This is a genomic window from Herbidospora sp. RD11066, assembly GCF_054661255.1.
The window spans coordinates 75,017-86,757 of record NZ_BAAGDO010000017.1; the positions used below are offsets into that span (position 1 = coordinate 75,017).

At 68.7% G+C, this 11,741-nt stretch carries 9 protein-coding genes; 2 read left to right on the plus strand and 7 right to left on the minus strand.

Annotated features, from left to right (window positions below; genetic code table 11):
* Window positions 1-3 precede the first annotated feature (3 nt).
* The gene (locus tag ACYQ78_RS38530; protein WP_459805943.1) at window positions 4-1,371 is read left to right on the plus strand and encodes a glutamate decarboxylase; all 1,368 of its coding nucleotides are present in this window, start codon (window positions 4-6) and stop codon (window positions 1,369-1,371) included.
* On the opposite strand, the gene ACYQ78_RS38535 is transcribed toward ACYQ78_RS38530, so the two are convergent.
* The 4 genes from ACYQ78_RS38535 to ACYQ78_RS38550 form a co-directional block, all read right to left on the minus strand.
* Window positions 1,295-2,734 carry a hypothetical protein gene (locus ACYQ78_RS38535; protein ID WP_459805944.1) on the minus strand — a complete coding sequence of 480 codons (1,440 nt, stop codon included), beginning with the start codon at window positions 2,732-2,734 and terminating at the stop codon, window positions 1,295-1,297. The two genes, ACYQ78_RS38530 and ACYQ78_RS38535, sit on opposite strands and share 77 nt — an antisense overlap.
* On the minus strand, window positions 2,724-3,872 hold the full coding sequence (locus ACYQ78_RS38540) for a hypothetical protein (RefSeq protein ID WP_459805945.1): 1,149 nt from the start codon (window positions 3,870-3,872) through the stop codon (window positions 2,724-2,726). Before ACYQ78_RS38540 ends, ACYQ78_RS38535 begins: the two co-directional genes overlap by 11 nt.
* Window positions 3,873-4,087: 215 nt before the next feature.
* Window positions 4,088-4,330, minus strand: coding sequence for a hypothetical protein (locus tag ACYQ78_RS38545; RefSeq protein WP_459805946.1), 243 nt, complete (start codon window positions 4,328-4,330; stop codon window positions 4,088-4,090).
* 273 nt (window positions 4,331-4,603) lie between these two features.
* Window positions 4,604-5,065 (minus strand): pyridoxamine 5'-phosphate oxidase family protein, encoded by a 462-nt coding sequence (locus ACYQ78_RS38550; RefSeq protein WP_459805947.1) that lies wholly within the window; start codon window positions 5,063-5,065, stop codon window positions 4,604-4,606.
* A gap of 416 nt (window positions 5,066-5,481) precedes the next feature.
* On the opposite strand from ACYQ78_RS38550, the gene ACYQ78_RS38555 reads away from it, so the two are divergent.
* A complete protein-coding gene (locus ACYQ78_RS38555) occupies window positions 5,482-8,919 on the plus strand; it encodes a phosphodiester glycosidase family protein (protein ID WP_459805948.1) in 3,438 nt (1,145 codons plus the stop codon).
* Window positions 8,920-8,933: 14 nt separating this feature from the next.
* Here ACYQ78_RS38555 and ACYQ78_RS38560 read toward each other — a convergent pair whose 3' ends face one another.
* From ACYQ78_RS38560 to ACYQ78_RS38570, 3 genes are read right to left on the minus strand one after another with little or no spacing between them, the layout of a single operon-like run.
* Window positions 8,934-9,917 (minus strand): hypothetical protein, encoded by a 984-nt coding sequence (locus ACYQ78_RS38560; RefSeq protein ID WP_459805949.1) that lies wholly within the window; start codon window positions 9,915-9,917, stop codon window positions 8,934-8,936.
* Between the two features lie 23 nt (window positions 9,918-9,940).
* Window positions 9,941-10,579 carry a response regulator gene (locus ACYQ78_RS38565; RefSeq protein WP_459805950.1) on the minus strand — a complete coding sequence of 213 codons (639 nt, stop codon included), beginning with the start codon at window positions 10,577-10,579 and terminating at the stop codon, window positions 9,941-9,943.
* Entirely contained in the window at window positions 10,576-11,661 is a 1,086-nt protein-coding gene (locus tag ACYQ78_RS38570; RefSeq protein WP_459805951.1) for a sensor histidine kinase, read from the minus strand. The genes ACYQ78_RS38565 and ACYQ78_RS38570 overlap by 4 nt, the downstream gene beginning before the upstream one ends.
* Window positions 11,662-11,741 lie beyond the last annotated feature (80 nt).

The following is an 11,741-nucleotide window of genomic DNA, read 5'->3' on the forward strand; positions in this document are numbered from 1 at the left end:
ATCATGGCGTTGCACTCCGGACATGCGCACAAGCACCCGGCGTCGCGATCGGTCAATCCGGTCACGGCGCTGGGTCTTGATCTGACCGCTCCCACCCATCGGCTCTTCGACTCGCCCGTCCCGGCGGAGGCGGCGTGGCAGTTCGTCCACGACGAGCTGATGCTCGACGGGAACGCCCGGCTCAACCTGGCCACGTTCGTCACGACGTGGATGGAGCCGCAGGCCGCCCGGCTGATGGCCGAGTGCGCCGACAAGAACATGATCGACAAGGACGAGTATCCGCAGACGGCCGAATTCGAACGGCGCTGCGTGTGTATCCTCGCGGACCTCTGGAACGCGCCTTCACCCTCTGACGTGATCGGGACCTCGACGACGGGGTCGAGTGAGGCGTGCATGCTGGCCGGGATGGCCATGAAGCGGCGCTGGTCCGGGCCTGGGCGGCCCAACCTGGTCATGGGGGCCAACGTTCAGGTGTGCTGGGAGAAGTTCTGTAATTACTGGGAGGTCGAGGCCCGGCTGGTTCCGATGGCGGGGGAGCGGTATCACCTGACTGCTGAAGAGGCCGTCAAATACTGCGACGAGAACACCATTGGTGTGGTGGCCGTTCTGGGGTCGACGTTCGATGGGAGTTACGAGCCTGTCGCGGAGATCTGCGCTGCTCTCGATGCTTTGCAGGAAGCTCGGGGGTGGGATATCCCGGTGCACGTTGATGGGGCTTCGGGGGCGATGATCGCGCCGTTCCTTGATCCTGAGCTGGTGTGGGATTTTCGGTTGCCTCGGGTGGTTTCTATTAATACTTCGGGGCATAAGTATGGGCTGGTTTATCCCGGGGTGGGGTGGGTGCTGTGGAGACACACCTCGTGTCTCCCGGAGGACCTTGTTTTTCGGGTCAACTATCTGGGCGGTGACATGCCCACCTTCGCGCTGAACTTCTCCCGGCCCGGAGCCGAGGTGGTGGCGCAGTATTACAACTTTCTTCGGCTGGGGCGGCGGGGGTATCAGGAGGTTCAGGGGATCTCTCGGGGGGTGGCTACTCACCTGGCGCGGCGGATTGCTGAGTTCGGGGTGTTCCGGTTGATCTCCCAGGGGGATGAGCTGCCTGTTTTTGCGTTCACTACGGCCGACTCTGTTACGGCGTTTGATGTGTTCGATGTTTCTCGGCGGTTGCGGGAGAGGGGGTGGCTGGTGCCGGCTTATACGTTTCCCAAGGATCGGGAGGATCTGGCGGTTCTGCGGATCGTGGTGCGGAACGGGTTCACGCACGATTTGGCGGATCTGTTGCTGGACGATCTCGCTAGAGTGCTGCCGGAATTGGAGGCGCAGTCGCATCCGATGCATCGGGACATGAAGGCGACGGGGTTCCACCACTGAGCAGCGACTCCCATTCCCTTTCCAGGGCCTGATCGATGCGATGGTCGCGGGCGATCGCTTCTTTGATCCAGGCGATGGTTGCGGGCGCCATGGCGAGAATCTGGTTGTAATTGAGGGCGGCCGGGTTCATGCCGAACACCAGCCCGGTCTTGAGAAGCGTGCCCGAAGTGGCGATGGTGTGCCCGAGCAGCAGCATGGACGTCAGCTTGGCGTGCTCCAGCTTCCGCTGTTCGGCGGTCCCGCCGGTGGCGTAGCTCTTGAGAAGCCAGTAACCGCGGATGATCGCCGACACGACGCCGGGAGTGATGCCCATGGTGAAGAAATGGCGCAGGTCGTAGCCGTTCGTGTACATGTGGCGGGCGACGTCGGTCCACGGCACCTTGAGGCCGGACGCGTCCAGCGTGAACGGCGAATCGATCTGGCCGAGCTGGAGCAGGCTGAAGAACGGGGGTTGCAGGCCGGCGGGGGTGTAGACGTCCGAGAGCAGATGACGCACCTGGGTGAGCAGGGCCTCGATCAGGCCGACCGGGGAGAAGTTCGTCGTGACCTGGACCAGGTCCCCCGCCCCGTCGATGTAGGTGCCGGTGCCACGCACGAGATCCGCCACGCCGAAGAGGAAGCCCAGCGCCGGATCGTGGCCGAGGCTCTGGAGCCGATGGGTGCCCGGCCACATGCCGCTGACCAGGCCACCGGTGGCCTTCGTGTGAGGGGCGTCGTAGGGCACTTTGGCCAACTTCTCGTACCTCTTGAAGAAACGCCGGTGGACAGCGCCCGCACGGTCGTCGTCCTTGAGCCACTTGGTGAGCGGCGACCCCGAGTATTTCTCGCCCAGGAAGGTGGAGTCCTGGGGGATGCGCACGAGGACGATATCCAGCAGGGTCGCGACGGCTCCGGCGAGCAGGACGACCGTCCAGTCGGTCTCGTCCCAGCTGATGTCGCCGTGTTCCTCGGCATAGCTCCGCAGGCTGCGAGCGATCTGACCTGAGGGAAGAACCTGGAGGAGCGGGTCGCGGGTCAGATCGATGCCCAGCAGATCCAGCCGTGCTTCGGCGAGCGTGACGAGCTCGTCGAAGTCGACGTCGGCCGGAACGACGGGCACCGTGTAATGACGACGAATCGGCGTCTCGACGGCGGTCGACGGTGACTCCGCGGCAGGGAGGAAGACGCCCATCGCTTCGAGACGGGCGCGCATCACGTCGAATTCGGATTCGAGGGAATCGAGGGTGTCGCCGACCCGACTTTCGCGTTCGAGAACGTCCTTGAGGTCGAATTCCATCTGGTCGAACAGATTCCGGAGTTCTGTCAGCGTGACGGCCTGATAGGCGACGACCGTGGCGGCGGCGGAAAGCCGGTCATCCGACATGGAGCGGCTCCCGCCGGTCGAAGGCCTCCTGACTGGTCTGCAGATTCACCAGGGCCAATTGGAAGGCGGCCAGTTCGGCCCGGAGCTTGCCGAGCCGCTCCTCGTTCCTCGTCGTCTGCGCGAGGTGGGCCTCCATCCGGCGAGCCAGCCCCGAGATGTCGTCGGTGAGTTCGGCCATCGCCTGCTGGTGGTTCTTGACGACCTGCTGGATCAGGTGCTCGCGGCGCTTCTCACGTTCACGGTCGCCGCTGGACAGCAGGTAACGCGTGCCCTGATGGACCGCGACCCCCAGGATCACCACCGTGCCGATCCCGGTGACCATCGCGCTCAGGCCCAGCAGCCCGCCGAACCCGAGGGCGGCCAGGCCCGAGGTGATGCCCGCCGCGCCGAGACCGGAGACGCTCCCGGCCAGGCTGACCGCAGCGATCGGAACGCCGAACGCGGCCGCCTTGGCGGCGATGTCCTTGGTGGTGGCCTCCAACTCGCTGGACGTGATCTTGCCGGAGGCGAAGTCCTCTTCGGCGATCACCAGCCGTTCGGTGGCCTGGACGACCTCCTCGGCCGACTCGGGGAACACCAGCCCGGCGACCAGCACGATCCGTTCACGCTCGATGTCGGCGGCGTGCCGGTCGGCGCGCGAGATGCGCACCAGGTCACGCACCAGCAGCGTGAACACCGGCTCGCGCTGGTCTTCGTCAAGGAGGTCGTGCAGTTCCCTGGACAGCTTCTCGGTGGCGTCGAGGGTCCCGGCGCCGGTGATCTCAGCGCGCAACGCCGAACGCGCGTCGGCGTCGAGGCCGATCGTGGAGGCGAACAGATAGAGGTTCGCGATCTCGCGGGGGTCGAGGACGTCGTCGACGAGAGCCAGGCTGACCAGCACCCGGCAGTAGAGCAGCTTCGCGTCGCCACTGAGCGCCGACAGGTCGGCGTCGTCGGTGGACGACCGCGCCGACAGACTGTCCTTCACCTCCGTGACCTTCGCCATCACCTGTTCGGCGGACTGCCGCGCGATCACCTCGGCCTCCCCCGCGACCTCGGAGACGCGTTTCACCGCGGCGCTCGTGCCGTCGGCGACCAGCCGCCCGGCCGCGTCGGCGACGCTCTTCAGCCGTCCTAACCCGAATTCACGAGGGTCCATCGCCATCCCTTTGTCGTCTTTTGGCGAGAGATTATCGGTAAGTACCGACAAGATGGCGTATTTCCGGCGAACGTGAAGTCGGGCGTCGGGAATTGAATTCCGGTCATGCCGAATTTGCGGAATGGCGGGCTGTTAAAAGGCGGTCGACTATTCTGACTTGCTCCAGTGAGTAAAACGGGGTGAGCCTCTGGCGAAAGGCTGCCGACGGGCCCGGGTCATAGGGCGCGGGCGGGGACGAATGTCAAGGCGGTGTCCAGGCTGTCGATTTTGACGAGGACGCGATCGACCAGTTCGCCGGCTGGGGGGGGAGTAGACCGAGTTGCGGGGAGGGACTCCCCGGCATTGAGGTTCCGCAGGCTAACGCCCTCTTTGTTGACGAGGGTCACTCCCGGGAACTTGCCGCTGGTGGCCGTCACGTTCACCTTCAGGTCCACCTGGGCGGGGAAGTAGACGCCCATGTTCTGAGGGTCGCGCAGGAAGTCGGCGATGAGCTCGGGCCATCTCGCGGGTTGAGGAACAGTTCCGCGAAGCGCGCGATGGTGCGTCCCGGGTCCAGCACGCTCAGGCCGCTTGCGGGGGTGGCGCACCCGCCGTCCAGGCGGATCGCCAGGTCGCCGGTCTCGGCGCCGGGAAAGTCCAGGGACAGGTCGGTGGGGCCAACGGCCTGTTGAATGAACCGTCATCCCCCCTCGCCCGGTGGAAGCCAGGCAGACCTGCCGAACCAGTGATCATTACCTCGGGCGTTCGACGCGGAGGCGGGCGTCGGTGACGTTGTCGAAGCGGGCGTCGCCGCCTCGGATCAGGACGAAGTGTTCGCGCACGTCGGCGCGGTAGGCCACCAAGGGGCCGTCCGGCGCGAGGTCGTCGTCGGTGAGTTCCTTGCCGGCCGGGAGGCGGGCGTTGAGTGCCGCCAACGCCACAAAGGGGTCGTCGGCCACGCCCGCGACCGCTTCGAGGTAGAGCGCTTCGGCGCCGCCCACCGGTACGTGGGAGTCGAAGACGGTGATGGCCACGTCGGGGCGTTCGGCGAGGTTGCGGGAATGCCGGCTGTCCGGGGACGACACCCAGTACAACCGGTCTTCACCGTCAGGGGCGAAGAAGACCGGGGTCGCCCACGGCCTTCCCTGCTGGTCGGCGGTGGCGAGGACGAGGTAGCGGTTGTCGGCCAGAAGCCGGGGCACCATCTCCCACATGACGAGCTCCTCCCGTGATCAATCGGTGTACGACAATCCTCAGGCCCGACGCCACGTCCCATCAATGACGGAATCTGGAACGATTGTTCGTACACGCTGAAGAACGAGGGATCGGTGGAGCGTCAGGACATCGAGGTGTTCCTCGTGCTCGCCTAGGAATTGCACTTCGCGCGGACGGCCGAACGACTCCGGGTCTCGGCCGCCACGATCGCCACACTGGACCGCCGCTGTTCGACCGCATCACCCGCAGGGTCGGGGTGACCCCGATCGGCTGCGGGCCGTTGCCCAGGCGCTGATCTTTCGTCTGGGTTCATCGGCCGCACGTGGTGGCGTTACTCACGAGTAGGGGTTGACCTTGATCATTCGGGGCGTGGCGGGGGGCATCCCCTCCGCGCGTCTCTTGAGCCGAGGTTTCTGTGAGATCGACGATACTCGTGGCGCTTGCCACGGTGACCGCGCTGGCCTCCTTCCCGGCCGCCGCGTACGCGGGTCAACCCGAACCCGTCACCGGTGGACTCTCTCTGATCAACACGACCGAGAAGATCGGTCCCGGGATCGACCTTCAGCACATCCAGGCGGTGGACCAGAAGGGCTGGTACAACGCCCGGTTCCTGACCGTCGACCTGTCCAACAGTGTGGTCAGCACTGATTTGCTGACCGCGGGGCCGGTCGCGTCGGGTGGGCCGCTCACCGTCGCGGCCGACAAGGCCGGGGCGGTCGCGGGTGTGAACGGTGACTTCTACGACCTGGGCAACTCCACCGCGGCGCACGGCGCCGAGATCCAGAACGGGGTGCTGCTCAAGACGACCAACCTCGGCGGTCCCGAGGCGGCTCGGATCCAGCCGCACGTCGGGGTCAGCCAGGACGGTATCGCGCAGCTCGTGAACGTCATGGTCGACGCGTCCGCGAACCTCGCGGGCACCGACTACCCGGTCCTGACGGTCAACGCCGCCAACCCCGAACCCCACCCGGTGCCCGCGAACGGCATGGTCGCGTTCACCTCGGTGTGGGGGACGTACAGCCGCAACCGGCCCTTCATCGGCGTGGACGGTGACGTCGCCGAAGTCCTCGTGCGGAACGACAAGGTCGTCTCGGTCACGCCGAGTGCTCCCGCCGGGGCGGGGGCGATTCCGGAAGACGGGTTCTACCTGGTCGGACGGGACGCCGCCGCGACCGCGATCCGCGCGCTGAAGCCCGGGGACCCGGTGACGCTCAAGTGGGAGCTGTCCGACCCGGCGGCCAAGACCATGCGGTTCGCGCTCGGGCACGGTGGTACCGGCGAGGGGATCATCGTCTCCGGCGGCAAGCCGCGCGCGAACCTGAACAGCACCGCGATCTCGCCGCGTACCTCGTTCGGGTTCAAGGACGGCGGGCGCACCCTCGTGCTCGCGCAGTGGAACGGGCCCGGTGGCACCGGCAACGGCGGCGTCGCGATCGACAAGGTGGCCCGGGACATGGTCGCCATGGGCGTCCAGACCGCGGTCATCCTCGACAGCGGCGGCTCCAGCGAGATGGTGGCCCGCGCGCTCGGCGAGGACAAGGTGACCATCCGCAACACCCCGTCCGACGGCGGGGAGCGGGCCAACACCAACGGCGTCGGCGTGTTCGTCGCCAAGGGTGACGGCAAGGCGCACGAGATCCTCGTCAAGCCCGCGCCGGGTTCGGCGCTGAAGGTCTTCCCGGGGCTGCGCCGCGCGCTCGTCGCGCAGGGCGTCGACGACCACCAGACGGCGGTGGCGATCGATCCGAAGTCGGTGGGCTGGGCGGTGCCCGGCGCGTCCGTCGACAACGGCACCGTGACGGCTCCCACCGAGATGGCCAAGCCCTACGGCGAGCTCAAGGTCGAGGCCCACGTCGGGCGTGAGGCGGGGCGGGCACGGATCACCGTGCTGCACCCGCTCGACCGTCTGGAGCTGTCGTCGCAGCGTCTCGCCTTCGCCGACGCCGCCGGCGCACCCGTCACCGTCACGGTGACCGGCCGCGACGACCAGGGCTACACGGCCCCGATCGACCCGCGCGATCTCACGCTCGACTACGACCACGGCGTCGTGGACATCAGGCCGGTCGACGGCAAGCTGCGGATCGACCCGCTCACCAACGCGGCCACGATCCTCACCGTCACGGTCGGGGGTGAGTCGGTTCAGCTCCCGATCACGATCGGGGTTCAGACCCAGGTGGTGTACGACTTCGACGACAACGTCCTCACCCGCTGGCGTGACATCAGCACCACGGCGACCAGGATCTCGGCCGACCCCGACGGCCTGCGCATCGACTTCAACGGGATGCGCAACGTCGGCGTCGGAGCCGTGTCGGCGGCCCAGCGCGTGGCGGTGCCCGGCCAGCCGCTGCGGCTGCGGATGCGGATCAAGTCGACCATCAACGTGCCGAGCGGCCTGAGCTACTTCCTCTACTACGACGCCAACGGCAAGAGCACCGGCATCTACGGCACCGGGCTGGTCCCGAGCACCGAGTGGCAGTACGCCAACTTCACGCTGCCCGCCAACACGGTGTTCCCGATCACGATCAACAGCTTCCAGGGCATCAACACGAACGTCTCCCAGCAGAAGCCGGGCACGTTCATCCTGGACCGCATCGAGGCCGACATCCCGACCTCGATCGACCTGCCCGCCCGGCCCGCGCTGCGGTCGGACCCGCTGATCTCCGCCGACGGCGAGCTGCGCGAGAGCAACAAGACCTGGCGGTTCGCCACGCTCTCCGACGTGCAGTTCACCGCCGACAACCCCGGCCTGACCCAGGTCGCCACGGCCGCCATCCGGCGGATCAGGGCCACCGGCCCCGACCTGATCGTGCTCAACGGCGACATCACCGACCGCGGCCTGCCGCAGGACCTCACCCTGGCCCGCCAGGTGCTCACCGACGCCGGCTGCGACTTCCTCGCCGTCGGCCAGGAGCAGACGGCCGCCAAGCCGGGCACCGTTCCCTGCTACTACGTGCCGGGCAACCACGAGTCGTACGGCCTCAACAACGTCCAGTCGGACCTGACGAACTTCACCAGGGAGTTCGGGCAGCCGTACCGGACGTTCGACCACAAGGGCACCCGGTTCATCCTGCTCGCCAGCTCGCTCGGCTCGCTGCGCGCCACCGCGTGGGACCAGCTGCCGATGCTGCGCGATGCTCTTGAGGACGCGGAGAAGGACCTGTCCGTCCACAACGTGCTGGTGTTCGCCCACCACCCGGTGGACGACCCGGCCGACACCAAGTCGAGCCAGCTCGGCGACCGCGACGAGGTCGCGCTCATCAAGAAGATGCTCGGCGACTTCCGCGACGCCACGAACAAGGGCGCCGCGATGGTCGGGTCGCACGCCCAGATCGTGAACGTCAACCGCGTCGAAGGCGTCCCGTACGTCGTGCTCCCGTCGTCGGGCAAGGACCCGTACGGCACGCCCGACCGCGGCGGTTTCACCGGCTGGGTCAACTGGTCGGTGGACGCGCGGCAGAACGCCGACGAGCAGTGGATCGAGGCGCAGGTCCGCGCGTTCGCGCAGTCGATCACGCTGAACACCCCGGCGTCGGTCGAGGTGGGCGAGACGGCCGAGCTCGACGGCAGCGTCGTGCAGCCGTCGGGGGTGGCGACGGGCTCGCGCGTGGTGCCGCTGCGCTACCCGATGTCGGTCGCCTGGAGCGGCTCGGCGAACCTGGCGATCGGCGGCACCGTCGAGGCCGCCCGTGACGCGGGCAAGGTGGCGATCCTCGACCCGGTGACCCGCACGCTCACCGCGTTGAACGCCGGAACGGTCACCGTGTCGGTCACCAACGACTCGATGCGCGCCTACACCGGTGACGCCTCGCTCGCCCCGATCACGACCTCGAAGACCATCGAGATCGTGAAGTAGGAACGGTCAGGCGTTCAGGGGCGGACGGCCCAGATCGTGCCGCCGCCCCCGGACGCCGCCGCCCCGACCGCCCAGAGGTTGCCGCTCTCGGTCTGGTGCGCGAGGCCGCGTACAGCAGCCTTCTGGTTCGGGAAGACGCCGGACACGACGTCGTCGGGCCGGATGTGCAGGAACGCGCTGCCGCCGCCCTTCGGGTAGACGATCCAGGCCCCGCCCCTGCCGTCGGCCTCGGCCTGGGCGCGCGGCTGGAAGCCCGCCTCGGAGTGGACCTCGAAGCTGCCCGGATAGCCGGTGAGCAGCAGGGTCTCCCCGCAGAAGGGCTTCTTCGCGCCGTTGCAGGGCCACGCGGACCAGCCGACGGCCATGATCCTGCCGGTCTCCCCGTCGGTCGCGACGTCGGTCAGCTCCGAGATCTGGCCCGGATGCCGGGAGGGGATCGCCGGGAGGGCGACCGTGCGCCAGGCTGTACCGGACCAGCGCGCCAGCGCCGCCTTACCCTTCGACGAACCCGCCCCCCACCTGCCGTCGATCCCCTTGACGGCGATCGGCGTGGAGACCTTCCGCCAGGTCGAACCGACCAGGCGCCGCAGCGTGGACGTCGCCTTCCACCCGGCCTGACCCGCGGCGGGGAAGGTGTTGGCGTTCTCGACGACCCACAGGCCGCTGCCGCTGGGATACACCCGGTCGACCCGGCCGTAGGGCCACGGCTTGACCTGCCAGCGCTTGCCGTCCCACCGCGCGTACCGGGAGGTGCCGAACGCCCAGACCCGGGTGTCGGACGCCGACGACAGCCGCCTCACCCGGAACCCCGGCCCGGCGACCCGCTTCCGGTTCTTGAGCAGGAGCGGTTCCTTGCCGCGCGTCCCCGCGACCCAGACCGCGCCGCCGGGTGTCACCGTCACGGCGTCGTAGGTGTCTTTGGGGTTGGTGTGGACGACGGCCCATGTTCCGGCGGTCGGCTCCACGGCGAGGAGGAGGGCGACGACTGCGGCGGACATTCCCATAAAGGTGAGACGCGCCCTTAGGGCCCCAGGTTGTCGTGGGCGTACCCGGCGGCCTCGGTGCGGTTGCGGACGCCGATCTTGGCGAAGGCGTTGTTGACGTGGGTTTTGACGGTCGTCTCCGCGATGAACAGGGCCGCGCCGATCTCGGCGTTGCTCCGGCCGCCGGCGATCAGCCGGAGCACCTCGACCTCCCGCGCGGTCAGCCCGTCGGGCCAGGTCGTGGACGGTGGCGGCGGGGCGGCGCGGGAGAGGGCGTCGACCAGGCGGCGGGAGACCGCGGCCGTGAAGGTCGACTGGCCCGCGGCGGCCGAGCGGAGGGCGGCGGCGATCTCGGCGCGGCCGGCGTCCTTGGTCAGGTAGCCGCGGGCCCCCGCGAGCAGGGCGGAGTCGACGGACCGATCGTCGTCGTAGGTGGTGAGCACGACGACGGCCACGTCCGGGTACTGCCTTGTGATGCGGCGGGTGGCCTCGGCGCCGTCCATGACGGGCATGCGCAGGTCCATGAGCACGACGTCGGGGCGCACTTCGGCGACCAGGCTCAGCGCCGACTCGCCGTCGGCGGCGGCGCCCGCGACCTCGACGTCGTCGATCAGGTCGAGCAGGGCGACCAGGCCCTCGCGCATGAGCTGCTGGTCGTCCACGACCACGACCCTCACTCCGGTACCTCCGCTCGGACCTCCCACACGCCGTCGGCGGGCCCGGCGCGCAGGGTGCCGCCGGCCAGGGCCAGGCGTTCGGACATGCCCTGCAGTCCATGCCCGTACGAGACGGGGATCGCCGCAGGTACAGGGTTGCGCACCACCAGGCGGACCGCGCCCTCACCGTAGCCGAGCTCCACGGTGACCGGGCGGCCCGGGGCGTGCTTGGCGGCGTTGGTGAGGGCCTCGCGGGCGGTTCTGAGCAGGCAGACCTCGGCGGCGGGGCTGATCGGGCGGCGGGCGCCGGTCGTGCGCAGGTGGGCGGGGATGTCGTGGTCCCTTCGGTGTTCGGCGACGAGCAGGCCCAGGGCGTCGGGGAGCGGCGGGACGTCCTCGCGGAGGGCGGCCACGGCCGAGCGGGCCTCGACGAGGCCCTCCCTGGCCAGCGCGCGTGACCTGCGGATACGGCTCACCGCGCCGTCGACGTCACCGCGTTCGGTGAGCAGAGCTTCGGCCACTTCGAGCTGGACGCCCAGCGCGCCCAGCGAGTGGGCCAGGACGTCGTGGAGTTCCCTGGCGATACGGGCGCGTTCGTCGAGGGCCATGGCTCTGGCCCTGTCCTGCTGGGCCCGGCGGTAGTGGCGGCGGTGCAGCGCGAACAGGACCGTGCACAGGATCACCGCGCCCCGCACGATGATCGCCTCGCGGGGCTCGTCCCACCAGACCAGGCTCGCGGAGGTGAGGGCGAGGTCGACGGCGGTGACCGCGACGATGGCCGTCATCGTGGGGGTGACGTGGGCGGCGAACAGCAGCAGCGCCGCGAACAGGAAGACCGTCGGCGCCGCCTGTTCGGAACCCGACACCGACGCGGCCGCCGCCGAACCCGCCGCCAGCAGGGCCGCCGCCGTTCGCGGGGCCCGCCGGTCGAGCACGACGAAGGCCAGCCAGCAGGCCATCGACGCCGCGAGCGCCGTCCAGACGAGGGCCGGGGCCCGAACGGGGAACGTGGTGGCGAGCGACCAGGCCAGCACGAGCGTCATCAACAGCCTGACCAGGCGACCGGTTTCCGGGTCGTCGGCGGCCAGCAGCCGCACGACCATGGCCTAGCTGTACTCGGTCACGACGTTGGTGACAGGCGGCTGATCGGTGGATGACCGTCGAGTGCGCTGTGACGTCGTCG